Below are 26,200 nucleotides of genomic sequence, written 5' to 3' on the forward strand. Positions count from 1 at the left end.
GAACTATTTAAAAGGAATTGAAATTCATTCTGAATATCCATGGCTATTCCATAAGCAATGCTTCATCCATATAAAGAAAAGAAAATCATAGCCATACAAAAAAGCTTTTTCCGAAGAGCCCCTGCTCAACGGAAAAAGCTTTTGCTAAATTTCTCATTCATTCCACGAACCCGAACTCCCTGAAAGGCGCAAAGCGGAATTTCACTTCACCGATCACGTCTTGTTTCTGGATAAATCCCAGCACGCGGGAATCCGTGCTATTGCTGCGATTGTCGCCGAGGACATAATAGCAATCCGGGGGAACTGAAAATTCACTGGCCAATTGGGGCTGTGCCGTGAATTCGTCATTTCCGCCTCCATCCAGGTAGGGTTCGTCCAGCGGCTGTCCGTTCAGGATAATCTCCCCACCCGACATCTTTATATGGTCGCCCGGAACGCCGATGACCCGCTTGATGAAACGGCTGTCGTCCGGTGCGAAAAACACGATTGTATCGAAGTTGGTGATTGTGGTCGCTTTGCTCAGCACTAATTTATCGTTTTCGTAATAGCTTGGCTGCATCGATCCGCCTTCGACGATGACCGGCTCGAACAGGAACTGGCGGACCCCAAAGATGATCAATGCCGTCAGCAGCAGCACTTTCATCCATATAAGCATTTCTTTGACCGGATCTTCGTACACTGACTCTCCCCCGCCCCGCTTTTTTCTATAGTTTACTATAGCGCCCCACGCCTTGCACTCGGAGATTTCTTGCTCGATAATGAAATAGGCGAGTTGAAAGAATTATCAGACACGAAGTTGATTTCTATCTTAATTTTAAAGGAGTGGGATTGATGAAAACATTACCTGCACAAGATGTCATTTACGCTTTTGCCAATACACATGAACCGAGCCTGCGGATAGCGGCCGGCGATACCGTGAAAATCGATACTTTTGATTGCTTTAAAAACCAGCTCCAGTCGAGCGACCAGGAAGTCGCAGCAATCGACTGGGATCAAGTGAACCCTGCGACAGGGCCGATTTTCATTGAAGGAGCCGAGATCGGCGACGTCTTGAAAGTGGAGATCAAAGACCTTGAAATCGGCGAGCAAGGCGTCATGGTCACAGGGCCAAACCTCGGCGTGATGGGCCACCGGATGGAAAAGATGGAATCGAAAATCATTCCCATTCAAAATGGCAAAGCGGTATTCAACGAGCGTTTGCAGCTCCCGTTGAATCCGATGATCGGCGTCATCGGTGTTGCACCGGAAGGCGAGCCCGTTTCATGCGGCACACCGGGTGCACACGGTGGCAATATGGATACGAAACTGATCACAAAAGGCGCCACGCTTTATTTCCCGGTGGCGGCTGAAGGCGCGCTGTTTGCACTTGGTGATTTCCATGCCGCGATGGGTGACGGGGAAATCAGCGTTTCCGGAATTGAAGTGCCCGGCAGCGCCACCGTCCAATTCGATGTCATCAAAGGCAACCGCCTGAAGCATCCCCTGCTCGAAAATGAAGAGGGCTTGGCGTTTCTTGTCTCGGCGATGACATTGGACGAAGCCGTTTCCACTGCGGTCGAGGAGATGATCGACCTGTTGCTGCCTCAATCCGATCTGTCCGTCAGCGAAATGACGATGCTTATGAGTGCAGCCGGTGAAACGCAGATCAGCCAAGTGGTCGACCCCCTTGTGACGGCCAGGTTCTTTGTTCCATGCCATGTGCTGCAAGGACTGGGCTTCCGTTTATTTGCGTAATATGGGAATTATAAGGAGATATAGGGCTATTTAGACGTCTGAATCGTCAGACTTTTGAGCGCCGAAAGATTTTATGTTACACTCAAGAAAAAATGTAGGTGATTAGAATGGTAGGAAGAAATGATCCGTGTCCATGTGGCAGCGGAAAGAAATATAAAAAATGTCACGGGAAACAACAGACAGTTTCCATCAATGATCTGGTGAACGAAGAGCTTTTCCAAGTCAGACAGCAATTCTTCTCGGAAAACCCGAACCGTGACCAACTGACGGATTTCCGCGAGCTCCAGCAGGAATGGCAGCCGCGCTTGATGAAATCGATGGCGGAAAACGATGCACAAGCATTCGTTATCGAAAACTTCCTGTTCATGCAGAAACCGGAACTATGGGAAAACTTCCTGTCTAAGCAGATCGAACAGACGCAGCGCCCAACAACGCAAGAAGTGTTGGAACAATGGTCCAACTTCCGTGTATTCCTCGGCCAATTGGTCTCAGGGGATACAGAAAAAGCGGAATTGAAAGATGCCTTTACCGGCGAAACTTACGTCATGGCAGACCAGCCGCCGACGGATATGGAAGAAAACCAAGGGCTTCTTGCGATTCTTCTGCCGGATGCGCGAGCAGGCGAACAAGGCATCCTGTTCTTGAACGGCTATTTGACGATCGTCGGCAAATTCGCCCCATTCTTTGAGCAGCTGCAAAAGCGCATTGAAGAAAAAGGCGCTTCCGCGAACGAAGACTATCTTCGCGAGCATTATCTCGAAGTGGTCGAACATATCGTCCAATACTCGACAGGCGCTGTTGAGGAAAGCATCGAGCTTTCCCCGGAGCACCAATCTGTCATGGACGAATTGAAAAAACACGTTGACGAAGCGGACTTCGATGAAGAAACCGTGACCAATGTGACAAGCATCCTCAACAGCTACCTGGTCAGCCAGCAGCCGACCGTCCAGAAACCCGAAGCACTCGTTGCCGGCTACTGGCGCTTCCTGCAGGACCATGAACTCATTCAAGGACCGATGCTTTCTGCAAAAGACTTGAGTGAAAAATTCGGCGTTTCGTCCAGCACGATCTTGAAACGCTCTAAAGAATTCGGTTCATATTTCGAAGAATTGCTTGCTAAAAAATAATGGAGAAAAGCACTGGAATGCATCCGGTGCTTTTTTATTCGTCTTTTTTTCGTCTGAACGTGATCAGGATGTACAATAAAATTCCGGAAACTGCGAAAAACAAGTATACGCGCCAAAACGGTCCGCTCAGCCAAGTGGCCGATGCAAAACCAAGCCAATTGTTCAACACCGTCACAAGAAACAGGGCAATGCTCAGGAAAAATACTCCCATGCCCAAAAAGCGGAAAATATTGCGGACAGCTTCCATCTTTTCACCTCTCCTTCTAACTCTTACTCCCCTATTCCCGAAATAAGCTGGTTTGAACAGAAAAACGCACCGCTTCGTGACAGAGTTTATTTCAAGCCTGCTGATTTTTTCTTTCCTATGCCAAAGCTATCCACAAAATACCGTTTCACTGACCTGCTTGTGGGGAAAGCCCTTAATATATGCTGAAAAACAGCAGTTATGCACAATATTTATCAAAAAACCGTGAGTTATGTGGGTAAATGTCGAAATTTACAGTCGATTTTTATAAATAATGGACTTATCCACATGTTGATAAGTCCATCTTATCTTTTCATATTTCAAAAGGAGGAAGAGCTGAATGTTTGAAATCACTTGGGATAGTTTTATCCGTATTGTCACGGTAGGTGTTCTGGCGTATATTGGGCTATTGATTTTTTTAAGAACTTCAGGCAAGCGTACTTTGACGAAACTCAATGCGTTTGATTTGGTCGTAACTGTTGCTCTCGGTTCCACTTTGGCGACAATTTTGCTTAACAGTCAAATCAGCTTATGGGAAGGGTTGACTGCGTTTGCCGTCCTGATCGGGTTACAGTATTTATTGACGTTTACAGCTGTCCGCTTATCGTGGTTTAACGATTTGATCAAATCCGAACCGCGCCTTTTGTTTTTGGAAGGTGAATTTCTAAAACAAGCCATGCGCAAGGAACGAGTTAAGGATATTGAAATCATGCAGGCGGTGCGCAATTCAGGCGAAGGCGATTTGCAGAATGTTAAAGCTGTCATTCTCGAGACCGACGGCAGCATGTCGGTCATCACCAATCAAGCAGGCAGCGCGCTTGCCAATGTTAAAGAGAACACAAAAAAGGATCCCGTATAGGATCCTTTTTTTATCTGGGTGTCTTCGCACGTTGTTTCCGGTGTTCCCGTCGCGCAGGCGCTGATTCGAAAAACAACTTCTCGCCTTCTGTTTCAGGATAGACGGGCGGTACCGGTGTCGGTTTTCCGTTCTCACCAATCGCGACCAGCGTCAAAAATGATTCGGTCGTCAAGCGTTCTTCCCCGGTTTCCAGATTCTTCGATTTGACGCGTACATACACTTCCATCGACGTTCTGCCGGTTGATGTGACGTTCGCTTCCAATTCCAGGACGTCGCCGACTTTTGCAGACGACAGGAAATCCACCGAGTCGATCGAGGCCGTCACGACGATATGGCGGCTCGCATGTTTCATGGCCGAGATGCCGGCAATTTCATCGATATAGGCAAGCACTTTCCCGCCGAAAATCGATTCCATGTGATTGGTGTCAGGCGGAAGCACCAGCTTTGTCTGTATCGTCCGTGATTCGCGCATAGGTTTCGCTTCCATGTATTCTCCTCCTCTTTCTTCCTTAAGGCTATTCCCGCTGCAGAAATTTTTCAATCCCCGATAATTTATTCCACTGAAAATAAAAACCAAAATTCCTCCTTATGGTAAAGTGGAAAAAAGGGGGAATCAAGTCCATGTCTGATCTTTTTCAAATTCTGAACACACCTGAATTCCAATCCAAAGATTCGCTGAAGCGGCAATTGCAGCAACTCGGGATTGCTGCGGGCGATCACCTAATGGTCCATTCCTCACTGAAGTCGATGGGCTGGATTGCCGGAGGCGCGCAAGCAGTCGTCGAAGCCTTGATGGAAGTCATCACTCCTGAAGGCACTCTCGTCATGCCTTCCCAGTCTGCCGATAATTCCGATCCTGTCTATTGGATGGCTCCACCGATTCCTGAGAATTGGCATCAGCCGACACGCGACCAAATGCCAGCTTATGATCCCGATCTGACGAATATGCGCGGAATGGGTAAAATACCGGAATGCCTGCACCGCCATCCGGCGACGATCCGAAGTCCCCATCCGACTCATTCATTCATCGCCTGGGGGCGTCTTGCCGCTGAGTGGATGGCTGAACAGCCGCTGGAAGATTCGTTCGGCCCCGCCTCGCCTCTTGGAAAAATGATGCCGCATCAAGTGAAGATCCTGCTGATCGGGACCGGATTCGATTCGTGCACTGCGCTTCATTACGCAGAATTCCTGCAGCCAGAACGTTCTACTTCCCCGCAAGGCGCAGCAATGTACGTCAACGGAGAGCGGCAATGGGCTACATACGATTGCGTCGATATGGATTCAGACCGCTTCCCAGACATCGCCAAAGACTTTCCTGGAACTATTACTGAAGGCGTTCTCGGACAGGCCGAAACCCAGCTTACTGAGATGCGGCCCCTTGTGGAGTTCGCTACCGATTGGCTCCAGCGAAATCCAGCGCCGCAAGAACAGCAGGAACAAAAAAATTAAACCAAATAGGCTGAAGCGGCAGGTTGCCTGCCGCTTCAGCCTATTTTTCTGTCGAGATGCACCCAGTTGGCACATTCAACTGATAACTTCACCCAATAAAACTTCCAAACGTTCATTGTCTTTATTAAAAGAGTCCACAAATGCGTTAATGATATGGGCAGGTTCTTCAATCTTCGCCCAATCCAACAGGTAGCCGGCATTGAATGCCAGCTGGCGGGCGAATTCACGGACTGCCCTGCCATTACCTTCACGGAAAGGATGGAGCGCATTCAATTCGGCCAAATAATGGGCGAGTCGCTGAATAAAAACGTCTTTGCTCAACCCCTTCAGATAAGCCTCTTCAGCCAATTCATCGAAAAGTTGCTTCAGCTGGCTAGCCAAGTGCTTGGGATGGGCGAATGTCGAACTTCCTTTGGACGTCATTTCCTCGCGCAGCTTGCCGGCAAACGGGTAGACGTCCTGCAGCAGGCAACGGTGGATATCGAGGAACACATTGAGATTAGTTGGGTTTTTCGGCTTTTTTAATTGCAATTCCGACAAGCGGTAAAGCGCGTAGACCGTTTCCAATTCCTTCAGCTTGTCTTCGTCCCGGATATCGAACGCATTCACCAGCACATCGGTTCCTGGGTAGCAATACATCGACGTATGCTGGTATTTAGACATCGAAGCGTGCTTTGATGGCCTGGTGGAATTGAGCTTCCGTCCGTTCTCCGGTCAGGACAGAGCGGACAAAATTCCGGTCTTCATGGGTCACATCAAACCCTTCCGTTACGAGAGAGTGTGCGGCGCAGGAAATCGCGTGATTTGCTTGTTCATGGGATACCCGGTTAGCTAAATTCGTCACATGGATGACCACCTTTCATTCTGCTATTATACCATTTTCGTGCTTGTTTTTCCACGATTCCCCCTCTTCAAGAATGCTTAAAATGGCTCTGTGAACGCCTTTTTGTATCTTTGATTCCTTCTGGTTTTCGGTGCCTACACAAAAAAATTCCCGGATGCCGAGCATCCGGGAATTCCTCTTATTATTGATTTTGCAGTTCTTCGTTTTCTTCTGCCGTGAAGACGCGTGAGCGGGTCAAGAATCGCTGTCCTTCTGCCCCTTCAAGCGAGAACATCCCGCCGCGCCCAGGCACGGCATCGATGATCAATTGCGTATGGCTCCAATAGTCAAACTGGCTCTTGTGCATATAAAACTCGCTGTCGCCGATGACACCCATCAATACGTCCTGGTCGCCAACCATCAAATCACCTTTCGGATAGCACATCGGAGAACTGCCGTCGCAGCAGCCTCCCGATTGATGAAACATCAATGGCCCGTGCTTTTCCTTCAAGGTATTGATCAGCTCCAAGGCGGCGTCAGTGGCGATTACCCGTTCTGTCATGGCTAGCCCTTCTTTCTGATCAGAAGAATCCAAGCTTGTCTTCGCTGTAGCTGACGAGCATGTTCTTCGTGTTTTGGTAATGGCTGAGCATCATCAAATGGTTTTCACGCCCGAACCCGGACATCTTGTAACCGCCGAACGCTGCATGTGCAGGATACTGGTGGTAACAGTTTGTCCATACACGGCCAGCTTGGATGCCGCGGCCGAAACGGTAAGCCGTATTCGTGTCGCGTGTCCAGATGCCTGCCCCAAGGCCGTAAAGCGTGTCGTTGGCGATTTCCATGGCTTCTTCTTTCGTCTTGAATGTAGCGACTGCGAGTACCGGCCCGAAAATCTCTTCCTGGAAAATACGCATTTTGTTGTCGCCTTTGAAGACCGTCGGCTGGATGTAGAAGCCTTCTGAAAGGTCGCCTTCCAAACGATTGCGGTCTCCGCCTGCCAGCACTTCTGCGCCTTCCTGCTTGCCGATTTCTAGATAGGATTGGATTTTCTCCAATTGCTCCGTGGAGGCCTGTGCTCCCATCATCGTCGCCGGATCCAGCGGGTTGCCGGTCTTGATTTCTTCTACGCGCTTGATGGCACGTTTCATGAATTCCTCATAAATGTCTTCTTGGATCAAGGCACGGGATGGGCATGTACATACCTCGCCTTGGTTCAATGCGAACATGACGAAGCCTTCCACCGCTTTATCAAGGAATGCATCGTCCTGGTCCATTACATCCTTGAAGAAGATGTTCGGTGATTTTCCGCCCAGTTCGAGCGTCACCGGAATCAGGTTTTGCGACGCGTATTGCATGATCATGCGGCCAGTCGTCGTCTCACCGGTAAAAGCGATTTTGCTGATACGCGGGCTCGATGCAAGCGGCTTGCCTGTTTCGATCCCGAATCCGTTGACGATGTTCAGGACGCCCGGAGGCAGCAAATCGCCGACCAATTCAGCCCACACCAGGATGCTGACTGGTGTTTGTTCAGCCGGCTTCAAGACGACGCAGTTTCCTGCTGCGAGTGCTGGAGCGAGTTTCCATACCGCCATGAGAAGCGGGAAGTTCCAGGGAATGATCTGGCCGACCACGCCTAGTGGCTCATGGAAGTGATAGGCGACTGTATCGTTATCGATTTGGCTGATGCCGCCTTCTTGCGCGCGAATCGCACCGGCAAAATAACGGAAATGGTCGATTGCGAGCGGCAAGTCGGCATTTAAGGTTTCACGGACCGCTTTCCCGTTATCCCACGTTTCAGCTACCGCCAGCATTTCCAAGTTCTCTTCCATGCGGTCGGCAATCTTCAAGAGGATGTTGCCGCGTTCAGTCGTGGATGTTTTCCCCCAGGCTTCTCTCGCAGCGTGTGCAGCGTCCAGCGCCGACTCCACGTCTTCTGCACTTGAACGCGCCACTTTTGTGAACACTTTGCCGTTTACTGGCGATAGGTTTTCAAAATACTGGCCATTTTTCGGCGCCTGCCAGGCACCATTTATATAATTATCGTATTGCTCTTTGAAATTCACTTTTGAACCATCTGTGTTTGGAACTGCATATACCATTACTCCATCTCCCCTTTGCTTGTTTTGGCCCGGTTATGTATACGCTTTCAATTTTCGTTTGGCGCACCATTTATTTCAGGGCTCGCCTCTATATATTGTCAAATAAATCGGAAAATTGCAACTGTTAGCCTACAAATTTTTTTCTTATAAGGGTCATCTGGAGTATAATGGGACCAGACAGTGGAAATATACAACCGAAAGGATTTTTTTATGCGAATCAATAAATTCCTCAGTGAAACAGGCATCACTTCCCGCCGCGGGGCGGATAAATTCATCGAAGCTGGACGTGTCGAGATCAACGGCCAAAAAGCGGAGCTCGGCAGCAAAGTCGAACACGAAGACGAAGTGCGCGTCGACGGCAAAGTGATCCAGCAGCCGAAGCGCGCTTACGTTTACTTGGCGCTCAATAAACCGGTCGGCATCACCAGCACGACCGAACGCCATATCGAAGGCAATATTGTCGACTTCATCAACCATCCTGAACGCATCTTCCACGTAGGGAGGCTCGATAAAGATTCAGAAGGGCTCATCCTCATGACCAATGACGGTGATATCGTCAATGAAATCCTCCGGGCTGAGCACGAACATGAAAAAGAATACATCGTGACGGTCGATAAACCGGTCACCGATGAATTCTTGGAGAAGATGGAAAGCGGCGTCGAGATTCTCGACACGGTGACGCTTCCCGCCAAAGCCGAACGGATCGCCAAGCACGTATTCAAACTGACCTTGCAGCAAGGGCTCAACCGGCAGATCCGGCGCATGTGTTCAGCGCTCGGCTACGATGTGAAACGCCTGCAGCGCATCCGTATCATGAACATCCGCCTCGGTAATTTGAAGGCCGGTGAATGGCGCGACCTGACAGAAGAAGAGAAACTGGAATTGTTCCGCCAGCTTGATTATCAACCGAAACGCTAAGGAGGCATTTTATGCTAAGCATGAAAACGACGCCGAACCATACTGGCGTCAAGATCAGCGGAGATTATTTCGATTTGGATGAATTGAACCAAGCCATCTACAAAGTCATCGGCAAAGAAGGCGAATACCACGGCTATGAAGGATCGCGTTTGCGGATACTTGGCGTTTCCTATGAAATCCGCCACGCTGCACAAGGCGACCGCAATGTCGATTTCGTCTTCAACGGCTTGCACGAGCACACGAAAAAACAGCATGGCTTTATCGCACCGGACAAAAATATTTATTTCTCGGTAGAAGTGCTGTGGCCAGAGCTTTTGTATGCAGCTTATGCACTCCGTGATTTCGTCCGGCTATATGCGGACAAGCGCGGCGACTTGCTGGCTGACACCTACGCGCCGGTGATTGCGAAATTCCAGGCACTCGTCCTCGAATGCCTGCAAGGCCACGTGCCGGGTGAAGAATACGCAGCGATCCTGGAAGCGTTCCGCAAATCACCGTCGGTCAATGATTACGCCATCCAGTATGTGGACCTGTTGAACTTGAAATACATCGGCATGACCAAACAGCAACGCGAAAAAAGCCTTTCCGCCATCGCCATGAAACTCACGCTCCAGGATCCTGAGTACCAGGCGTTCCGCAAACAAGTCATCAACGCAGCGGCTCCTGAAAAACGGCCGATCCACGAAATCGGAATCCAGGCAGAATACCCTGAACAAGTAGAATGGTAAAAAAACCTCTCGAGCCTAAACTCGAGAGGTTTTTTACGCTTCAATTTGAAAGACCAATAAATCGCTGTCCTCCGCTGCCAATAGCTGGTGCTTTTCCATCGGGGCGAGATGCAGGACGTTTTCCGGCGTCGCCTCGACCGTTTCGCCTTCCGATGTGAACTGCACACGCCCTTTCCGTACCACGATGACCACTTCTGCATCCGCATGATGCTCCGGGATGGCTTCACCTTTCCGCAATTGAATGTTCATCACTTTGGCATTGGCCGTCTGTAAAACTGCTGCACTTTTCTTCGCCTTCTCTCCCAATACATTTGGAGTCTTCTTCGTTTCCATCTCAAGCCTCCTATTCTGCTCAACGGCGTGGTTTGGCCGGTTCTGAAACTTTTTCGAGCGCTGTTTCCGCTTCACGCTGAGCTTTGCCTCTTACGGCGATATCGCCGAGCGAGACGATGCCGATGACTTGTTCTTGCCGCACAATCGGCAATCGGCGGATTTGGTGCCTCGCCATCAACGAAGCCGCCTCCTCAACCAGCATCCCTTCCGTTCCGGTGATCAAGGTTTCCGAGAAAATTTCTGAAATCGGCGCATCGGCCCCGAGCTCTTCGGCGATGCCTCGCAGGACAATGTCACGGTCCGTGACGATGCCGACAATCCGTCCTTCTTCACAAATCGGAATAGACCCGACATTAATTTCACGCATCTTGGCGGCAATGTCTTGAATCGTTACAGTTGGCGGGCAAGTTTCTACATCAGTTGTCATTATTTCCGCTATTTTCATGCCGTCTCCTCCTCGAATTCTCTCTATTAATAGTCTTTATCCTCTTTTGAAGGTTGGAAACGTCATTAGTAAAAAGAATAGGTATTTCTGTCTTATTAATGTACACCGTCATGCTCACGAGGGGTCTCGCTTCCCATCGAATTCCGGGCTATGGTACACTACCGGACATTATGCGTTGGAAGGAGAATGACAATGATTAAAAAATGGTTTTTAGGCCTATCCCTTGGTACATCGCTCATTGTATTGTCAGCATGCGGCGGTGCCGATGAATCCGCAGAAAACGAAAACGCGCAACCTGAAACTGAAGAACAAGCCCCTAGCGGCGAGGAAAGTGCCGGGCAACCGGAAATGCCAGAGCCTGATTTGGAAGGCGTCCCTGACGTCGTGGCAGAAGTGAACGGCGAAGAAGTCAGCAAAGAGGAATTTGAAGCAGCCTATACAGGGCAGTTCCAACAAGCAGCCATGCAAGCACAAATGTCCGGCCAGGAAATCGACCAGGATCAATTGAAAAATCAATTGGCTGAAAGCATGGTCGGCCAGAAATTGCTCGTCCAGGAAGCTGAAAATCAAGAATTGACCGCTTCCGATGAAGAAGTGGACCAAACTTTGGAACAGTTGGCACAGCAAAATGGGCTGGAGTCGAAAGATGAGTTCCTAACGGCCTTGAATGAACAGGGCATGGCAGAAGATGAAGTCATGTCCCAAATTGAAACACAAGTGAAAGTGGACCAGCTGATCGCTGAATCCGCTGGGGATACGAATCCTAGCAACGAAGAATTGGAAGCAGCTTACGAGCAACTCAAAGCCCAGCAAGAACAAATGGGCAGCGAAGAAGAACTCCCTGCTTTTGAAGAACTGAAACCGGACCTTGAAGAACAAGTCAAAATGCAAAAAGAAAACGAAGCTACCCAAACGCTTGTAGCGGAGCTGCGTGAAAAAGCAGACGTCACGATCAATCTTTAATACAAAAAACCAGATCCGGATGAACCGGATCTGGTTTTTTTGATTAGCTGTAAATGATACTTGATTTACAGGACCGCGAAACGCTTATTCCACCAATTGAATGAATTGGCGCGTCCGTTCATGCTGCGGATTTCCAAAGAAATTCTCCGGGTCCGCGGATTCGATGATGGTTCCTTGGTCAATCATGATGATGCGGTCTGCCACTTCTTTGGCGAATTTCATCTCGTGTGTCACGACGACCATTGTCATGCCTTCTTCTGCGAGCTGTTTCATGACCTGCAGTACTTCCCCGACAAGTTCCGGGTCAAGTGCTGAGGTCGGCTCATCGAAGAGCATCACTTTCGGCTCCATTGCAAGGGAACGGGCGATAGCGACGCGTTGCTTCTGTCCGCCTGACAATTTGCTCGGGTAAACATCCGCCTTGTCGCTCAAGCCGACTTTCTCCAATAGTTCAAGGCCGAGTTTTTTCGCTTTTTCCTTATTCATCTTCTTGACCGTAATAGGCGCTTCGATGACATTCTCAAGCACCGTCTTATGCGGGAAAAGATTGAAATGCTGGAAGACCATGCCGACTTCGGCACGGATCTTCGTCAAATTGTCTTTTTTCGGATCGACTTTTTTGCCATCGATCGTGATGGATCCTTCGTTGATCATCTCCAGGAAGTTAAAGCATCTGAGCAGCGTACTTTTGCCGGATCCGCTGACCCCGACCAGAACAACCACCTCTTGGGGCTGGACGTGGAGATCCACGCCCTTTAACACCTCGAGATCACCAAAGGATTTGTGTATATTCTCTCCAATAATCATAACTGCTCCTCCTTAGGTTTTGTCCACATCAAGCCGGTTTTCATACCAGCGCAATAAGTACGTGAAGATCATGACGAGCACCAGGTAATAGAGCGCTACGACAAGGAACGATTCAAATGGCTGGAATGATTGTGCCGCTTCTCGGTTGGCAAGGGAGAAAATCTCCGCAACGCCGATAATATAGACAAGCGACGAATCTTTCAACGTGATGATGAACTGGTTGCCGAGCGGTGGAATCGAACGGCGAAGCGCCTGTGGGAATACGATTCGCTGCATCGTCTGCTTGCGGTTCATCCCGAGAGACATACTCGCTTCGCGCTGCCCTGGGTCCACGCCTTGGATGGCTCCGCGGAAAATCTCCGCAATGTAGGCACCGTTATGAACACCTAGGGCAATAGCGCCGGCCCAGAAATTCGACATCGTATAGATTTCCACGATACCGAAGTACAGGAACATGATCTGTACGATCAACGGTGTTCCGCGAATAACTGTAATGTAGATATTGGCGATCCACTGCAAAATCTTGGATCCAGAAATTTTCATTAAGGCAAATACCAGGCCGATGACTGTCCCTAAAATGACACCAATCGCCGTCAGCTGAAGCGTAACGACTGTAGCTTCAAGGAAGCCCGGATATGTCCGCATAAATACTTCAAAAACTGTCCCGAATAATTCAAACATAGTCGAATCTCCCTTCTATTCCCAGCTGTGTTTAATTGAGAATTTCGACGCCTTCAAGATCGACATCAAGGAGATCACGTCCGAACCATTTTTCCGAAATCTCTGCGTAAGTTCCATCTTCGATGATTGCCGCTAACGCTTCGTTGATTGCAGCGAGCAATTCCTCATCTTCAGGGCGTACAGCGACAGCTGCTTGCTCGATCCAAAGCGGGTCGCCGACCATTTCGATTTCAAGCCCTGCATTTTGTGCTTCAAAGCCGACGACGTCTGCCGTGATAACGGCATCCAAGCGGCCTTCAACCGTCAAATCCTGCAAAGCGACAACGTCACTATTATAGTATTGGATATCATCTGTGTATTTTTGTGCTGCCGTATCATACGTACTTTGCCCGACGACGCCGATTGTCGCGCCTTCAAGGTCTTCTTCCGACTGGATTTCCGTATTGCCTTCGCGTACGAAGATAACCCCGCCTGAGTAATAGTATGGATCCGAGAAGGCAACTTGTTCTTCACGCTCTTCCGTAATGGCCATCGATCCCAAAATTGCATCGAAACGGTTGGTCGTCAATCCTTGGATGATCGTTTCCCAAGGCGTCGTGATTGGATTTGGTTCAAGTCCCATTTCCTCTGCGATAGCATTGCCGATTTCGATATCGAAGCCGGTCAAATCGCCGCCTTCCTCGTAGTTGAACGGCTTGTACAACCCACTTGATGCAGTTGTGAACTTACCTTCTTCTACCAGGTTCAAATCGCTTCCTGCCGCTCCTTCGCTTGATCCTTCCGAGCCGGTGGTTGAGTCGTCCGATCCACAAGCTGCCAAAAGCATGCCTGCTGTTAAAATTACCCCTGCTGTTGTAAATTTTTTATTCATATTGCTCTCCCCTTTTCGTTTATGTTTGACCAAAACGCCGGAGCGATTCGGGACGTGCCTGCGATGGGTGATATTATATGAAGATGTCCTGGTCCGTGTAAGCCGCTTCGAGCTGTGCTAGCTTTTCCTTCACTTTTGCATGTTCCTTGACATAAACAAAGCGCATGACAGAAGTCAGTAAGGCATGGACCGCTGTGTAGGAATCGATGTTCAGATTCGCATTCACGGAAACGGTCAGAACGATATCTGCGCTCTTCGCGGCGGGTGAATCCTCACTATCGGTTAAGACGATGACTTCCGCACCTTTGCGTTTCGCTTGCTCTAAGGTGCCCATCAAGGTACGCGTATAGCGCGGAAACGCGAAAGCGATGACCGTATCGTTTGGCCCAAGCTCAGCCATCTGCCCATAGTAAACGGCAGTTCCAGGCTGCATCATCGCTGTATTTCCGAGCGCACTGCCGAGCCACCCGCCAAACCATTCAGCTAAGCCGAAATCAAAGAAATTGCCTGTGACATAACGCTGCCCAGATTTGCTGATGCGGTCGACCACTTGCAATAAATTTTCTTCATTGATTGTTTGCTTGAGCTTCAGGATGCTGGTGATGTCTGCATCGAGCAGGTTTTCAAGAAACGACTGGTCCGTAGTAACAGGCCGTTCCTGTTGTGCATTGTCCAGCCGTTCCTCTGCCAACTTTCGTTGAAGCGTATGCTGAAACTCTGTATACCCCCTGTAGCCGAGCTTCTGTGTCCACCTGATGACGGTCGACTCGCTGACCTGCACCCGCCTTCCCACTTCCAATGCAGGCGAAAAAGCGATGAAAATCGGTTCGCGGAAAAAGAGGTCTGCAATCTTTTTTTGCCCGGAACTGAATTCTTTATAAGAAGTTGACACATTTCGCATTAAATCCTGCATATTCATTCCCCCATCGCAAGAACACGCTTAGTTGCTTGTCACTTAGTATATACTTTTGCAGGATTCCCTGCAATATTTTACTGAAAATTCTGCTAGCGTTTATGACATTTTCCTCATAAATATACCGTCATGCCAACTATCACAGCAAAAAAACGCAATGCAAAAAAGTTTCACCATTTCGCTAACAGAGCGCCCCGTCCTTTTCTTTCGCCTTTTCCAGCTATTGTTGTACACTATTTGTATAACTAATTTAGATGAGGTGCTGCTCGTGAAATGGGAAGATCGGATTTTTAAGTTATTCATTTTTTGGTATATCTGCGGTGTTATCTTGCTGGGTTTTGATTTATTGCCATCTTGGCTGGAATGGGCCAACGCCTTCTTCTTGATCCTTGCGGGATCCCTCGGCTTCCTTTATTTATGGCGGCGATTCGGCCCTGCAATCGGCGGGTCGATCGGCGTACTCATTTTCTTTTCGACCTTTATCGTCGAATGGGCTGGCGCCGACAGCGGCTTCTTGTTCGGCTCTTATGACTATACCGACCGCTTCGCCCCGAATGTCTTCGGCGTGCCAATCGCAATCGGGTTCGCTTGGCTCATGGTCATGGCGACAAGCCATGTCATCGCGCGCTGGATCGTGCCAGGCGGCGGCTTTCTTTATGCAGCCACCGGAGGCATTGCAGCGGTCATCATTGACTTGATCATCGATCCGGTCGCCTATAAAGTGAAAGGCTATTGGTTATGGGAAGATACAGGTTTCTACTATGATATTCCGTGGACCAATTTCACCGGCTGGTTTATCGTAGCGTTCACCCTTCACCTTATACTCGATGCCGCCTTCAAAAAGCAAAGGCTTAAAGTGTCAGCCGGCCAGGCCGAAAAGCGCATGGCTCTGTTGTATGTGTTGATGATCGCCTTGTTCGTGCTGCTCGGGTTGATCAACGGATTATGGCTCGCAGCCTTCCTGACCTCCGTCCTGACGGCCGCGATCGTCGCCCTAGCATGGAAGAGGCGGCCGCAATGATCCAGGCGAAAAAATCGACGCTCTTTGAACGCGCATTCGCCCTGTATTTAATGCCATCGATCCATCGTTCTTTTTCCCATTTATACGGCCGGAACATCCGCCCGCCTAAAGGGCCGGCGTTGATCATTTCAAATCACAGCTCCTGGTGGGACGGATTATTGTTCTTCTTTTTAAACCGGCGCGTCTGGAACTTGGACGTCCATATCATGATGCACGAACACGGACTAAAGGAATTTCCTTTTTTCCGCCGGCTTGGCGCCTTTTCAATCGACCGCAGCAATCCGAAAGATATTTTGGCTTCGCTGCGCTATGCCGAGAATTTATTGAAACAAGGCAAAACAGTCATCCTGTTTCCGCAAGGCGATGAATATCATTTGGAGACGCGCCCGCTGGAATTTCATACAGGCCTCCTGTATTTGATGGAGAAATGTCCGGAGATTCCACTCGTCCCGGTACGCTTTTATTATTCAATGCGCCGTAAAAAACATCCCGAAGTGTGGATCGACCAAGGCGACAGCCTGACACTTGATGACATCCCTGCCGGTACAAGAAACGAACGGACCTTATGGCTGCAGGAACGGGAAACCGCTGCGCTTGATCAATTAAAAAAAGAAGTGCTAAACGAGAATTACGGAGAATTCCAGGAGATGTTGAAAAGGAGGCGCAAATCATGATCACGGCTTTGATCGTCATCCATATCGCCTTTTTCTTGTGGATTGTCTTCAATCGCCTGTTCCTGCCGGCACTGCCTAAACAGCCACTAATGAAAACAGAACCGCTCGTGTCCATTCTCGTGCCTATGCGCAACGAAGAACGCAACGTGCCGACGATTGTCCGTTCATTAAAAGAAACCGACTGGGAAAAAGCCGAATTCATCCTTTTGAATGACCAGTCGACTGATGGCACTCAAGCGGCGCTCGACCAGGAAATTGCGGGCGACAAGCGCTTCACTGTCCTGCAAGGCGTCGAACTGCCTGCCGGGTGGATCGGCAAAGTCCATGCCTGCCATCAATTGCAAAAACACGCTTCAGGCGATTACTTATTCTTCGTCGATGCCGATGTCCGCTTCCGCAAGCAGGCGGTGCGGCAGACACTCGGCTTGATGGAAAAACGGCGTGCTGCCCTATTGTCCGGATTCCCTGCTTTTGAAGTGCCGGTGTTCTTGAGTAAATTACTCGTGCCGATGCTTCATTTCGTCATTCTATTCCACTTGCCGCTAGCGCTGGCGAATTACGCGAAATTCCCGGCGGCCACCGCGGCAAACGGCATGTGGATGGCATTTGAACGAAAAGCCTACGAGTCAATCGGCGGGCATGAAGCCGTGCGCACGTCGCTCGTCGAGGATGTACATATTGCACGCACTTTGAAACAAGCAGGCCACAAAGTACTGCTTGCCAATATCACCGCTTCGGTCAAATGCCGGATGTACGAAACGCCAGCCGAAGTATGGGAAGGTTTCTTGAAGAATAGCTACACTGGCATCGGGCGCTCGCCGTTGATCGCCATCCTTCTGACCTTGTTTTACAGCGTCTTTTACATCTTCCCTCTATTTCTAGCCGCAGCCGGCCTCGTAACAGCCAACTGGATCTGGCTCGCGCCATACGCGCTGACTGTTTTGCAGCGCTGGTATGTCGACATGGTAACCAATCAGCGCTGGTATTTGGCGTTTCTTATTCCACTGCAAGCAGCAGCCATGCTTGCAGTCATGCTTACGGCCATGAAAAAATCGTTGAAAAATGAGCCCTATACATGGAAAGGCAGGCATTATTCATGAAACGATCACATATCGCCATCGTCGGCGGCGGGCTTGGCGGCTTGTCTGCTGCGATTACGCTCGCAAACGCGGGGATGCGCGTCAGCCTATTCGAGAAAAACAGCCATTTCGGCGGCAAGTTGATGCCTGTCGAACTTGGCAGCTACCGGTTCGATTTTGGGCCGAACACCATCACGATGCCCCACATCTTCCGCCAAGTCATCGAACAAACCGGACGCGACCCTGATGAGTATTTTCAACTTGAAAAACTCGCTGTCCATACGCGCAACCATTTTTCAGACGGCAGCCACATCGACTTTACGGCAGACCGCGGCGAAATGATCCGCCAGCTCGAAACGCTGGATCCCTTTGCCGCCAGTAAATACGATGCGTTCTTGGCTGAAGTCGCGCGTCTGTATCGTTCATCCGAGCAATATTTCTTTCCGCTGAGCTTTCAATCGTTCCGGGATTATCTTTCCCCATCTCTCGGAGTGGCCATGCTGAAGGTGCGCCCGCTTGAATCGATGGACCATTTTTTCAGCCGCTACTTCAAGCACGAAGGATTGCGCCAGGCAGTCGGTCGCTACGCTACTTATATCGGGTCATCACCTTATAAAGCCCCTGCCACGTTTGCGATGATCGCCCACCTTGAACTTTCTCAAGGCGTCTTTTACGCAAAAAGCGGAAACGTGTCGATTGCACAGGGCTTTGCAACGGTCGCAGCGGAATGCGGCGTGGAAATGCATCCCGAGACAGCAGTCACCCGCATTTTGACAGAACAAGGAGAAGCATGCGGTGTGGAGCTCGCGGATGGCGAACGGATTGCCGCTGACGCCGTCATCTTGAACGGTGATTTGTTGTCGGCCTTTCCTGAGTTAGTAGCTGAAGCTGAGCGTCCGTCTTTCCGGGATGCGAAGCGTGACCGGTTCGAGCCGTCGATTTCTGCTTTTGTCATCACGGCAGGGCTAGATGTCCGCTTACCGGAACTGAAGCATCATAATGTTTTCTTTTCAGCCGATTATCCACGGGAGTTCCGTGAATTATTTGCTGACAAACAATACAGCGGCGAGCCGACCATCTACATCAGCAACTCATCCCATTCGGACCCATCCGTTTCGCCGCTTGGGGACAACTTGTTCATTCTCATCAATGCCCCCGCCCTTACAGCGCAAGGTGATTTGCAGATTGACCCGCAGCAATACAAAGAACGAATTTATGATTTATTGGAACATTATGGAATAAAGATACGCGACCACCTGCAGGAAGAACGGATCTTCACTCCTGAATTCATCCGCGATACGTTCGGTTCTCATCGTGGGGCTTTGTACGGGCCGTCATCCAATCACCCTAAAGACGCCTTTTTGCGTCCTTCGAATGCAAGCCGCGACATCAAGGGGCTGTTCTTCGTCGGCGGAAGCGTCCACCCCGGTGGCGGCTCCCCGATGGTTACGTTGAGCGGCTTGAATGTGGCGCGGCGCTTGATCGAAAGTTATTCATCTTAAAATAACCAAAAAAAGCTGTTTCCATCCGCCACAACTGGCGGATGAAAACAGCTTTTTCTATTTTATAAGCATTGCAATATGGACTGCTTGGAATCGTCCGTAACGTAATGCTTTTCGTGAAATACCGTATATTCTTTCGAGCGGATCGTCGACAGGATTTCCCGGTAGACAAGCGCGGCGCCTTTGACCGGCACGCGGGAAGACAACGGATAATCATTGATCGTTTCAAATGCGCGGTCATAATGGAATTCCGCTATGCTGGCAAGTTCTTCCCACACTTGGATGAACGATTCCGACACTGTGCCGCTTCCTAGCGCTTCCTCTGCAAGGCCGTATTTGCGCATGATGTCCTGTGGCAAATAGATACGGTCCATCGACAAGTCTTCACCGATATCACGGAGGATATTGGTGATTTGCATGGCGTAGCCAAGCGAAATCGCGCCGTCTTTCAACAGGGCCGTACGCCCAGGTGCGAGTATCGGCAACAGCATCAGGCCGACCGTGCTCGCGACATGATAGCTATAATCCAATAACTCATCGAGTGTACGGTAGCGGTTGATCGTCAAATCCATTTCCTGCCCTTTGATCAATCCGTAAAACGCGCTCGCGTCCATATCATAGCTTTCAAAAACGTCTTCGAGCGCCAGCCACATCGGATCGTTCCATTGAATTGAACCTGCTAGAAATTCGTCGAAGTCTTTTCGGAACGCTTTCAGCTCAGGTTCAGGATGGCTGCCCTCATCGACGATATCGTCCACTTTCCGGCAGAAGGCGTACACCGCCCATACGGCTTTGCGCTTTTCTTTCGGTAATAGGGAAAATGCTTTATAAAAGCTCTTTGAATTATCGGCGATAATGCGTTCGCAATAGCTATAGGCTTGCTTCAATTCCATCATGAACCGCCCCTTTCTTTCAAATCGCTGTGGATTCTGTCGGCCAGCAATTTCGCTCCTTGCATGACAATCGGTATGCCGCCGCCCGGATGGACGGAAGCTCCCACTGCATACAAATTGTCCGTGTCGTCCGGTTTGATCTGTGGGCGGAAAACTCCGGATTGCCGCAATGTCGGGCCGATTCCGAAGCTGCCTCCCTTGAACAAGCCAAACGCTTCTGCATCTTTCGGTGTGCGCACGTCCATCCATTCAATTGACTCCCGGATGCCCGGAAACGACAATGTCTCCATCCGGTCCAAAATACGCCCGATCCACTGTTCGTCATTTTTCCAGTCGATTTCTGTGCCTGAAGGAACCGGCACGAGTACATAAAGCACCGATTTGCCTTCAGGAGCCAGGGTATCGTCAATGACAGAAGGATGGAATGTGTAAAATGCCGGATTTTCCGTTTTCTGTCCTCTGACAAACACATCTTCCATATGTTCTTTATAATCATCACCGATAAAGAATTGATGGACATTTACGTCTTCATAGACCTTGTCCAACCCGAAATACAGCAGCACACAGCCGGAAGAAGGCGTGTATTCTTTCTGTTTCTTCATCGGCGCTAATTGGTTGATTCCGGGGAAATCCCCGTTATAGACGATCGCATCATAAGGATCGACGCCCGTTTCAGTTTCAACTGCTGTCGCACGGCCATCTTTTTTCACCACGCGTTTGACAGCCGTGTCCAGCCGGATCTCAGTGCCGCGGCTGCGCAACTCCCGCTCCATGACAGGGATGATACTCGCATAGCCGCCTTTCACATAGTAAACCCCGTGCTCATGCTCACTGAACGGTACAAGTGAATACATAGCCGGCGCACGGTAAGGATCCCCACCGATATATAACGCCTGAAGGGAATACGCCAGTTGCAATCGTTCGTCCTTGAAATAATTCTCCATTAGCTGATGGACAGATTGTTGTGGTTTCAGCTTCATCAAATTGCGGATATTGCGGAATGTCCAAAAATCCGCTTTGCGGACAAAATCATGTTCGAGAAAAGCGGGCTTGCCAATATCAAAGCGCTTCTGCCCTTCATCCATAAAGCGGATAAATCCAGCTTTGTCTTCCGGGAACTGCTCTTTGACTTCCTGCAATTGCCGTTCGCGCCCAGGGTATTTTGTATATACTTTCCCATCTGTGAAACGGATTGTATAAAGCGGGTCGCATAGTAATAATTCGATGCTTTCGGGATCGATTCCTGCTTGCGCGAACAAATCGCGGAACATTTCCGGCAGCAAGACGATGGTCGGGCCTTCATCGATTCGGAAGCCGTCCCGTTCCACAAACGCCATTCTGCCGCCGAGCTTGTGTTCTTTTTCGTAAATGGTGACATCATAGCCGAGCTTTGTTAAATACAGCGCGCCCATCAAGCCCCCGACACCGCCTCCGATCATGGCTATTTTCATACATATCCCTCCACTTTCGGAAGCGGGCCAATCGGAATTCCGGATTTGCCGTCTTCTTTCAAGATGCCGTTCGTGGTGATACGGGCAGATTCCAGAATGGTCGGCAAGCCGCTGCCGGGATGCGTTCCGCCCCCGACCAGCCAGCAATTGTCGAGCTCTTCAAATTTATTGTGCGGGCGGAACACCATCATTTGCGATAATTGATGCCCCAAATTGAATGTGGCGCCGCGGTATACGGAGTAATCTGATTCCCAGCCGAACGGTGTCAGCATCTTCTCGACTTCGATATGGTCGCGCAGATTCTTGAAATCGGTTTTTTCCTCGATAATATCCAATACCAGCTCACGGAAAGCTTCCTGTTCGTTTTCCCAGCCGATATCGCTGAAATTATTCGGCACCGGCGCCAATATATACAGCGCCGACTTGCCATCCGGAGCCAAAGTCGGATCTGTCACGCTGGCGTTTTGGACGTAAATCGAAGGATCTGCCGACAAGATGCGCGACTTGGTCATTTCTTCGACGTTCCGCTTGTAGTCTTTTGAAAAAACGATGGTGTGATGCGATAAATCGTATTTCTTATCGAGCCCTAAATAAAGCATGAATGTGGAACATGAATATTTTTTCTTGTCGAGCTTTTTAGGGGTATATTTTTTCAAAATGCCCGGCTCCACGAGGTGGGTCATCACGTGTGCAAAGTCGCCATTGATGACCACTTCATCCGCTGCTTCGCGGCTGCCGTTATATAAGTCGACGCCTTTCACTTTACGGTCCTCGATCCATAATTTTTGGACGCCTTTTCCAAGATGGATGCGCCCGCCCATTTCCTTAACTGCCTTCGCCATCGCCGCCGACAATTGGTTGACGCCGCCGATCGGATGGTAGATGCCGTACGCGTGCTCCATATAAGACAGGATCGTGAACGCGCCCGGACATTCCCAAGGCGACATGCCGAGGTATTTCGACTGGAATGCAAACGCCATTTTCAAACGCTCGTCTTTAAAATAGCGGGACAAGACATCGTAAAGCGTCTTGCCTGCTTCAAGTTCCGGAATCGCTTTGATCACTTTCGGCTGCATTAGGTCCGTCATGCGGTCCATTTTCGTCTGCAACAGCGGAGACAACGCTTCGAGTTTCTTTCCGGTGTCTTTCATGAAACGCGCGTAGCCTTCCCCATCGCCTTTGAAATTGTCATCGATTTGCTTGCGCATGGCTTCAGGGTCGCGCGTCATCACCAAGTTCTGGTCTTCGAAGCGCAGTTCGTACATCGGGTCCAGTTCGACCGCTTCCATATAATCGTGGACATTGCGCCCAGTCGTTTCGAATAATTCCTCCACCAGATGAAGCATGCTCAAAAACGTCGGTCCTGTGTCAAATGTGAAATCACCTAATGTCAATGCAGCATTGCGCCCGCCGATGCGGTCATTTTTTTCGTAAATGTCCACTTGGTATCCTTTGCTCGCTAACAGCATTCCTGCTGCCAAGCCTCCTGGCCCCGCTCCTATAATAATCATTCGTTTTGCCATTGCGTAAGCCCCCGTTTCGCCTCTTGAAAGTTATACAATATCTATACAAACAGTATATACATCTCTTCCCTAAAAGACTAATTATTTAACCTCTTTATGGGGCTTGTTTTTTTATTCAATATTTATGGCGAATCAAAGCCGTGCTTTCGGGGAAATCACTTCCAGAACTGGATAGCGAGGGTTTACTGGTCGAAATATTTCAGTGTTTGGAATAAGCTTCTTGTGGCTATTCGCCGCCCTGCTTTGGGTTGGCCTTTAGCCGTAAGCCAGGAAGAGCGCCTGTCTTACGGCGTCGGCTCACCCTGGGCGCTTGGCAGCTTGAAGATTTCATTGAGTCTGGTGTGTTTAATCAGATCTACTTCTATAGTTAGTTGCCGGCTAGCGGGGGAATCGCTTCCCTTTCAATATGTGAAGATAGTGCAGGTTTGATTGCCGAATCGTTTTGGTGCTCGGAATAAAGCTTCGTTTGCCTATTCGCCGCCCTGCTTTGGGTTGGCCTTTAGCCATAAGCCAGGAAGAGCGTCTGTCTTATGGCGTCGGCTCACCCTGGGCGCTGGGCAGCTTAGTGATTTCATTGATTCGAGTTTGTTTAAACAGATATGCTTTTTTGCGGAGTTGCCGGCTAGTGGGGGAATCGCTTCTTGGGTGATGTATCTTGTAATGTAGTATTTACAGCGAAAAGCTATCTGGATAGTGAATGGCCTAAACGACGGTGCGAGATTTCTTTTCAGATGCCTTCCTGTGAAAAACGCCATAAAAAAACCCGGCTGATGGATCAGCCGGGTTTTACTTATTTTAGGATTTTAACTTTTACGTTTTTGCGTCCCCATTTAAGCGCTTGGCTTTGAGTTGGGATGAAGACGTCGATTTTTTTGCCTTTGATTGCGCCGCCAGTATCTCCAGCGATTGCGGTGCCGTAGCCTTCCACCCATACTTTAGAACCGAGCGGGATGACTTTCGGATCGACCGCGATGACTTTAAGCCCTGGGTTCTTTTTCAGGTTAATGCCTGTTCTCGTGATTCCAGAACATCCTCTGCAATACGCCGTGTAGGCTGTTGATGAAACAGTGAATTCCTTCACCACTTTATCTTTGCTTGAAGATGATGTCGATGGTTTGGAGATGGTTTGCGCTGTTGTTTTTTTCAACTTCAATTTTTGTTTCGGGTAAATTAAATTCGATTTCAAACCGTTATATGATTTCAAGTTAGTTACAGATACTTTTGTCTGTTGGGAAATTTTATAAAGCGTGTCGCCGCTTTTGACTGTGTAAACATTCGATGCTGCAGAAGTCGTGAGTGAAGTGCCGAGCAATAAAAGCATTGCCATTGTTAAAGCCGCCAATAATTTTTTCAAGTTCCTATCCCCTTTGCGTATCGGATGATTGTGCCTTGCGTAAATCGGTTGAAAGCTTTTCAGTAAAATTAAAATAGCACGGGAAGGTTACAATCATGTGACAGCATTAGGCATATTTGATTACAATTGCGCTTTTTTTCGTGACAAAAGAACCCGCTCCATTAAAATTCTGTATCTAACAATAGAAAAAAGGCCCCCTCCAAAGCTTTCGAAACTCGGAAAAGGCCTAAGATTATTTTTTCGCTTTATGGACTTTCAAGGTTTTGCCTTTGATGGTTTTGTCTTTCATCGCCTTCAAGACATGCAGCCCCTTGCCGTTCAAAATATCGATGTACGTGACCGTATCTTGGATTTTGATGATGCCGATATCTTCTGCCGTGATGCCTGGTATGCTGGTCAGCGTCCCGACAAAATCGACAGCACGCAGCTTTTTCTTCTTGCCCCCGTTGAAATAGAGCTTCATGATGTCTTGATTGAGTGCAGCCGCTTTGTGCTTTTTCGGCTTCTGGCGGCTCTCGATCTTGTCTTCAAATGCCGGTTTTGCCAAGGCGACTTGCTCTCTCGACGGCCGTTCGACACGCGTGATTTCAAACCCTAAATAATCTTCCGTCTCTTTCAGGAATTTATCCTCGAACGGCGTGACGAATGAAATCGCCTTGCCGCTCTTGCCGGCACGCCCTGTGCGGCCGGCACGGTGGACATAACTTTCTTTTTCGAGAGGAAAATCATAATTGATGACATGGGTGATGCCGTCGATATCGATGCCGCGCGCCGCGACATCGGTTGCGACCAAATAACGGAACTCGCCGCGGCGGAAATCATCCATGACGCCGAAACGGTCTTCCTGTGTCATGCCCCCGTGCAATTGGTCGCTTGTATAGAACAGGCGTTCAAGCCCTTCCGAAACAGCATCAACCTGGTCTTTCGTGCGGCAGAAAATGATGCAGCTATCCGGATTTTCGACTACGGTGACATCGCGCAGCAATTGGAATTTATCCTGCTCTTTCACGATGACGAGCGAATGCTCGATGCGCTCTTCCAAGGTGTCGGCTGCTTGGATTCCAATATAGCGCGGAGAGCGCATGAAATCACGCTGCAGTTTTTCCAGATGCCCCGGGAATGTCGCTGAAAACAGCATCGTCGTCCGTTCTTTCGGAAGCTGCTTGATGATAGATTCGACTTGTTCGATAAAGCCCATATTGAGCATTTCGTCTGCTTCATCGAGCACCAAATACTCGATTTTCTCGAGCTTCAACGTACCTTTTTCAATATGGTCGAGCACGCGTCCCGGTGTTCCGACGACGATATGGCATTTTTGCTTCAATTCTTCCTTCTGATAGGCAAACGGGTGCTTGCCGTAGATTGCCGCAGCTTTGATGCGTTTGAAGCGGCCGATATGGGTGATGTCTTCTTTCACTTGGTCGGCAAGTTCTCGTGTCGGGGTCAGGACCAGCGCCTGGGGCTTGTTTTCATCCCAATCGACGAGTTCGCACAGCGGAATGCCGAATGCAGCTGTCTTCCCGCTGCCGGTTTGCGATTTGACGGTCAAATCGTGTTTTTCAAGAGCGGCCGGGATGACTTGTTGCTGCACCTCAGTCGGCTCCGTGTAGCCAAGGCCTTCCAGCGCTTTTACGATCGGCTCGCTGATGCCGTAATCTTTGAATTGGTTCGTGTTCATATGTTCTCCTTCTCCGTTCATCTGTCTT

Annotated in this window: 29 protein-coding genes; 11 read left to right on the forward strand and 18 right to left on the reverse strand. The window is 49.4% G+C overall.

The window, feature by feature from the left end; all coding sequences use genetic code 11:
- Positions 1 to 157 precede the first annotated feature (157 nt).
- A complete protein-coding gene (gene lepB, locus DFR62_RS06055; RefSeq protein WP_121298732.1) occupies positions 158 to 679 on the reverse strand; it encodes a signal peptidase I in 522 nt (173 codons plus the stop codon).
- A gap of 152 nt (positions 680 to 831) precedes the next feature.
- On the opposite strand from lepB, the gene DFR62_RS06060 reads away from it, so the two are divergent.
- Positions 832 to 1,734, forward strand: coding sequence for an acetamidase/formamidase family protein (locus DFR62_RS06060; protein ID WP_121298734.1), 903 nt, complete (start codon positions 832 to 834; stop codon positions 1,732 to 1,734).
- Positions 1,735 to 1,841: 107 nt separating this feature from the next.
- Positions 1,842 to 2,861, forward strand: coding sequence for an SEC-C metal-binding domain-containing protein (locus tag DFR62_RS06065; protein WP_121298736.1), 1,020 nt, complete (start codon positions 1,842 to 1,844; stop codon positions 2,859 to 2,861).
- A gap of 34 nt (positions 2,862 to 2,895) precedes the next feature.
- Here DFR62_RS06065 and DFR62_RS06070 read toward each other — a convergent pair whose 3' ends face one another.
- Positions 2,896 to 3,108: a hypothetical protein gene (locus DFR62_RS06070; protein ID WP_121298738.1), complete on the reverse strand. Its 213-nt coding sequence runs from the start codon at positions 3,106 to 3,108 to the stop codon at positions 2,896 to 2,898.
- A gap of 337 nt (positions 3,109 to 3,445) precedes the next feature.
- On the opposite strand from DFR62_RS06070, the gene DFR62_RS06075 reads away from it, so the two are divergent.
- Entirely contained in the window at positions 3,446 to 3,964 is a 519-nt protein-coding gene (locus DFR62_RS06075; RefSeq protein ID WP_121298740.1) for a DUF421 domain-containing protein, read from the forward strand.
- A 10-nt stretch (positions 3,965 to 3,974) separates the two neighbouring features.
- Here DFR62_RS06075 and DFR62_RS06080 read toward each other — a convergent pair whose 3' ends face one another.
- On the reverse strand, positions 3,975 to 4,451 hold the full coding sequence (locus DFR62_RS06080) for an acyl-CoA thioesterase (RefSeq protein ID WP_121298742.1): 477 nt from the start codon (positions 4,449 to 4,451) through the stop codon (positions 3,975 to 3,977).
- A gap of 134 nt (positions 4,452 to 4,585) precedes the next feature.
- Here DFR62_RS06080 and DFR62_RS06085 point away from each other — a divergent pair, with 134 nt between their 5' ends.
- A complete protein-coding gene (locus tag DFR62_RS06085; protein WP_121298744.1) occupies positions 4,586 to 5,413 on the forward strand; it encodes an AAC(3) family N-acetyltransferase in 828 nt (275 codons plus the stop codon).
- Positions 5,414 to 5,488: 75 nt separating this feature from the next.
- Here the strand turns inward: DFR62_RS06085 and DFR62_RS06090 are convergent, their stop codons facing one another.
- From DFR62_RS06090 to adh, 4 genes are all read right to left on the reverse strand, one after another.
- Positions 5,489 to 6,076 carry a Fic/DOC family protein gene (locus tag DFR62_RS06090; protein WP_121298746.1) on the reverse strand — a complete coding sequence of 196 codons (588 nt, stop codon included), beginning with the start codon at positions 6,074 to 6,076 and terminating at the stop codon, positions 5,489 to 5,491.
- Positions 6,069 to 6,257, reverse strand: coding sequence for a hypothetical protein (locus tag DFR62_RS06095; protein ID WP_058382723.1), 189 nt, complete (start codon positions 6,255 to 6,257; stop codon positions 6,069 to 6,071). Before DFR62_RS06095 ends, DFR62_RS06090 begins: the two co-directional genes overlap by 8 nt.
- Before the next feature lie 181 nt (positions 6,258 to 6,438).
- Positions 6,439 to 6,798 carry a DUF779 domain-containing protein gene (locus tag DFR62_RS06100; RefSeq protein WP_121298748.1) on the reverse strand — a complete coding sequence of 120 codons (360 nt, stop codon included), beginning with the start codon at positions 6,796 to 6,798 and terminating at the stop codon, positions 6,439 to 6,441.
- A 19-nt stretch (positions 6,799 to 6,817) separates the two neighbouring features.
- Positions 6,818 to 8,338, reverse strand: a complete 1,521-nt coding sequence (gene adh, locus DFR62_RS06105; protein ID WP_121298750.1) for an aldehyde dehydrogenase — start codon at positions 8,336 to 8,338, stop codon at positions 6,818 to 6,820.
- A 210-nt stretch (positions 8,339 to 8,548) separates the two neighbouring features.
- Between adh and rluF the strand changes: the two genes are divergently transcribed.
- On the forward strand, positions 8,549 to 9,256 hold the full coding sequence (rluF, locus tag DFR62_RS06110) for a 23S rRNA pseudouridine(2604) synthase RluF (RefSeq protein WP_121298752.1): 708 nt from the start codon (positions 8,549 to 8,551) through the stop codon (positions 9,254 to 9,256).
- Between the two features lie 11 nt (positions 9,257 to 9,267).
- Entirely contained in the window at positions 9,268 to 9,984 is a 717-nt protein-coding gene (locus tag DFR62_RS06115) for a DUF6904 family protein (protein WP_121298754.1), read from the forward strand.
- Positions 9,985 to 10,017: 33 nt separating this feature from the next.
- On the opposite strand, the gene DFR62_RS06120 is transcribed toward DFR62_RS06115, so the two are convergent.
- Positions 10,018 to 10,317: an AraC family ligand binding domain-containing protein gene (locus DFR62_RS06120; protein WP_121298756.1), complete on the reverse strand. Its 300-nt coding sequence runs from the start codon at positions 10,315 to 10,317 to the stop codon at positions 10,018 to 10,020.
- Between the two features lie 19 nt (positions 10,318 to 10,336).
- Complete coding sequence (locus DFR62_RS06125; protein ID WP_121298757.1) at positions 10,337 to 10,762, reverse strand: CBS domain-containing protein; 426 nt, start codon at positions 10,760 to 10,762, stop codon at positions 10,337 to 10,339.
- Between the two features lie 192 nt (positions 10,763 to 10,954).
- Here DFR62_RS06125 and DFR62_RS06130 point away from each other — a divergent pair, with 192 nt between their 5' ends.
- Positions 10,955 to 11,725 (forward strand): SurA N-terminal domain-containing protein, encoded by a 771-nt coding sequence (locus DFR62_RS06130; RefSeq protein WP_121298759.1) that lies wholly within the window; start codon positions 10,955 to 10,957, stop codon positions 11,723 to 11,725.
- Positions 11,726 to 11,809: 84 nt separating this feature from the next.
- Here the strand turns inward: DFR62_RS06130 and DFR62_RS06135 are convergent, their stop codons facing one another.
- The 4 genes from DFR62_RS06135 to DFR62_RS06150 all read right to left on the reverse strand — a co-directional run bounded on the left by DFR62_RS06135 (position 11,810) and on the right by DFR62_RS06150 (position 14,997).
- On the reverse strand, positions 11,810 to 12,532 hold the full coding sequence (locus tag DFR62_RS06135; protein ID WP_121298762.1) for an amino acid ABC transporter ATP-binding protein: 723 nt from the start codon (positions 12,530 to 12,532) through the stop codon (positions 11,810 to 11,812).
- A gap of 12 nt (positions 12,533 to 12,544) precedes the next feature.
- A complete protein-coding gene (locus tag DFR62_RS06140; RefSeq protein WP_121298764.1) occupies positions 12,545 to 13,213 on the reverse strand; it encodes an amino acid ABC transporter permease in 669 nt (222 codons plus the stop codon).
- A 31-nt stretch (positions 13,214 to 13,244) separates the two neighbouring features.
- Complete coding sequence (locus DFR62_RS06145) at positions 13,245 to 14,084, reverse strand: transporter substrate-binding domain-containing protein (protein ID WP_121298766.1); 840 nt, start codon at positions 14,082 to 14,084, stop codon at positions 13,245 to 13,247.
- A gap of 73 nt (positions 14,085 to 14,157) precedes the next feature.
- Complete coding sequence (locus DFR62_RS06150; protein ID WP_121298769.1) at positions 14,158 to 14,997, reverse strand: MurR/RpiR family transcriptional regulator; 840 nt, start codon at positions 14,995 to 14,997, stop codon at positions 14,158 to 14,160.
- A gap of 268 nt (positions 14,998 to 15,265) precedes the next feature.
- On the opposite strand from DFR62_RS06150, the gene DFR62_RS06155 reads away from it, so the two are divergent.
- From DFR62_RS06155 to DFR62_RS06170, 4 genes are read left to right on the forward strand one after another with little or no spacing between them, the layout of a single operon-like run.
- Entirely contained in the window at positions 15,266 to 16,018 is a 753-nt protein-coding gene (locus DFR62_RS06155) for a carotenoid biosynthesis protein (RefSeq protein WP_241663078.1), read from the forward strand.
- A complete protein-coding gene (locus DFR62_RS06160) occupies positions 16,015 to 16,692 on the forward strand; it encodes a lysophospholipid acyltransferase family protein (RefSeq protein WP_121298773.1) in 678 nt (225 codons plus the stop codon). The genes DFR62_RS06155 and DFR62_RS06160 overlap by 4 nt, the downstream gene beginning before the upstream one ends.
- Positions 16,689 to 17,792, forward strand: a complete 1,104-nt coding sequence (locus tag DFR62_RS06165; RefSeq protein ID WP_121298775.1) for a glycosyltransferase family 2 protein — start codon at positions 16,689 to 16,691, stop codon at positions 17,790 to 17,792. Before DFR62_RS06160 ends, DFR62_RS06165 begins: the two co-directional genes overlap by 4 nt.
- Positions 17,789 to 19,273 (forward strand): phytoene desaturase family protein, encoded by a 1,485-nt coding sequence (locus DFR62_RS06170; protein WP_121299536.1) that lies wholly within the window; start codon positions 17,789 to 17,791, stop codon positions 19,271 to 19,273. Before DFR62_RS06165 ends, DFR62_RS06170 begins: the two co-directional genes overlap by 4 nt.
- Positions 19,274 to 19,335: 62 nt before the next feature.
- Here the strand turns inward: DFR62_RS06170 and DFR62_RS06175 are convergent, their stop codons facing one another.
- From DFR62_RS06175 to DFR62_RS06195, 5 genes are all read right to left on the reverse strand, one after another.
- Positions 19,336 to 20,166: a phytoene/squalene synthase family protein gene (locus DFR62_RS06175; protein ID WP_121299538.1), complete on the reverse strand. Its 831-nt coding sequence runs from the start codon at positions 20,164 to 20,166 to the stop codon at positions 19,336 to 19,338.
- Positions 20,166 to 21,617: a phytoene desaturase family protein gene (locus DFR62_RS06180; RefSeq protein WP_121298777.1), complete on the reverse strand. Its 1,452-nt coding sequence runs from the start codon at positions 21,615 to 21,617 to the stop codon at positions 20,166 to 20,168. Before DFR62_RS06180 ends, DFR62_RS06175 begins: the two co-directional genes overlap by 1 nt.
- The gene (locus DFR62_RS06185; protein WP_121298778.1) at positions 21,614 to 23,140 is read right to left on the reverse strand and encodes a phytoene desaturase family protein; all 1,527 of its coding nucleotides are present in this window, start codon (positions 23,138 to 23,140) and stop codon (positions 21,614 to 21,616) included. The genes DFR62_RS06180 and DFR62_RS06185 overlap by 4 nt, the downstream gene beginning before the upstream one ends.
- Positions 23,141 to 23,930: 790 nt before the next feature.
- Positions 23,931 to 24,494 (reverse strand): 3D domain-containing protein, encoded by a 564-nt coding sequence (locus DFR62_RS06190; protein ID WP_121298780.1) that lies wholly within the window; start codon positions 24,492 to 24,494, stop codon positions 23,931 to 23,933.
- A 232-nt stretch (positions 24,495 to 24,726) separates the two neighbouring features.
- Positions 24,727 to 26,172: a DEAD/DEAH box helicase gene (locus DFR62_RS06195; RefSeq protein ID WP_121299540.1), complete on the reverse strand. Its 1,446-nt coding sequence runs from the start codon at positions 26,170 to 26,172 to the stop codon at positions 24,727 to 24,729.
- Between the last annotated feature and the right edge of the window lie 28 nt (positions 26,173 to 26,200).

The organism is Planococcus citreus (genome assembly GCF_003664125.1).
Taxonomy (GTDB): domain Bacteria; phylum Bacillota; class Bacilli; order Bacillales_A; family Planococcaceae; genus Planococcus; species Planococcus citreus.

Bases quoted from the DNA above. Each gene is read 5' to 3' on its own strand.
- DFR62_RS06060 (WP_121298734.1), top strand. From the start codon at position 832: ATGAAAACATTACCTGCACAAGATGTCATTTACGCTTTTGCCAATACA.
- DFR62_RS06065 (WP_121298736.1), top strand. From the start codon at position 1,842: ATGGTAGGAAGAAATGATCCGTGTCCATGTGGCAGCGGAAAGAAATAT.
- DFR62_RS06070 (WP_121298738.1), bottom strand. From the start codon at position 3,108: ATGGAAGCTGTCCGCAATATTTTCCGCTTTTTGGGCATGGGAGTATTT.
- DFR62_RS06075 (WP_121298740.1), top strand. From the start codon at position 3,446: ATGTTTGAAATCACTTGGGATAGTTTTATCCGTATTGTCACGGTAGGT.
- DFR62_RS06080 (WP_121298742.1), bottom strand. From the start codon at position 4,451: ATGGAAGCGAAACCTATGCGCGAATCACGGACGATACAGACAAAGCTG.
- DFR62_RS06085 (WP_121298744.1), top strand. From the start codon at position 4,586: ATGTCTGATCTTTTTCAAATTCTGAACACACCTGAATTCCAATCCAAA.
- DFR62_RS06090 (WP_121298746.1), bottom strand. From the start codon at position 6,076: ATGTCTAAATACCAGCATACGTCGATGTATTGCTACCCAGGAACCGAT.
- DFR62_RS06100 (WP_121298748.1), bottom strand. From the start codon at position 6,798: ATGACAGAACGGGTAATCGCCACTGACGCCGCCTTGGAGCTGATCAAT.
- adh (WP_121298750.1), bottom strand. From the start codon at position 8,338: ATGGTATATGCAGTTCCAAACACAGATGGTTCAAAAGTGAATTTCAAA.
- rluF (WP_121298752.1), top strand. From the start codon at position 8,549: ATGCGAATCAATAAATTCCTCAGTGAAACAGGCATCACTTCCCGCCGC.
- DFR62_RS06115 (WP_121298754.1), top strand. From the start codon at position 9,268: ATGCTAAGCATGAAAACGACGCCGAACCATACTGGCGTCAAGATCAGC.
- DFR62_RS06120 (WP_121298756.1), bottom strand. From the start codon at position 10,317: ATGGAAACGAAGAAGACTCCAAATGTATTGGGAGAGAAGGCGAAGAAA.
- DFR62_RS06125 (WP_121298757.1), bottom strand. From the start codon at position 10,762: ATGAAAATAGCGGAAATAATGACAACTGATGTAGAAACTTGCCCGCCA.
- DFR62_RS06130 (WP_121298759.1), top strand. From the start codon at position 10,955: ATGATTAAAAAATGGTTTTTAGGCCTATCCCTTGGTACATCGCTCATT.
- DFR62_RS06135 (WP_121298762.1), bottom strand. From the start codon at position 12,532: ATGATTATTGGAGAGAATATACACAAATCCTTTGGTGATCTCGAGGTG.
- DFR62_RS06140 (WP_121298764.1), bottom strand. From the start codon at position 13,213: ATGTTTGAATTATTCGGGACAGTTTTTGAAGTATTTATGCGGACATAT.
- DFR62_RS06145 (WP_121298766.1), bottom strand. From the start codon at position 14,084: ATGAATAAAAAATTTACAACAGCAGGGGTAATTTTAACAGCAGGCATG.
- DFR62_RS06150 (WP_121298769.1), bottom strand. From the start codon at position 14,997: ATGCAGGATTTAATGCGAAATGTGTCAACTTCTTATAAAGAATTCAGT.
- DFR62_RS06160 (WP_121298773.1), top strand. From the start codon at position 16,015: ATGATCCAGGCGAAAAAATCGACGCTCTTTGAACGCGCATTCGCCCTG.
- DFR62_RS06165 (WP_121298775.1), top strand. From the start codon at position 16,689: ATGATCACGGCTTTGATCGTCATCCATATCGCCTTTTTCTTGTGGATT.
- DFR62_RS06170 (WP_121299536.1), top strand. From the start codon at position 17,789: ATGAAACGATCACATATCGCCATCGTCGGCGGCGGGCTTGGCGGCTTG.
- DFR62_RS06175 (WP_121299538.1), bottom strand. From the start codon at position 20,166: ATGGAATTGAAGCAAGCCTATAGCTATTGCGAACGCATTATCGCCGAT.
- DFR62_RS06180 (WP_121298777.1), bottom strand. From the start codon at position 21,617: ATGAAAATAGCCATGATCGGAGGCGGTGTCGGGGGCTTGATGGGCGCG.
- DFR62_RS06185 (WP_121298778.1), bottom strand. From the start codon at position 23,140: ATGGCAAAACGAATGATTATTATAGGAGCGGGGCCAGGAGGCTTGGCA.
- DFR62_RS06195 (WP_121299540.1), bottom strand. From the start codon at position 26,172: ATGAACACGAACCAATTCAAAGATTACGGCATCAGCGAGCCGATCGTA.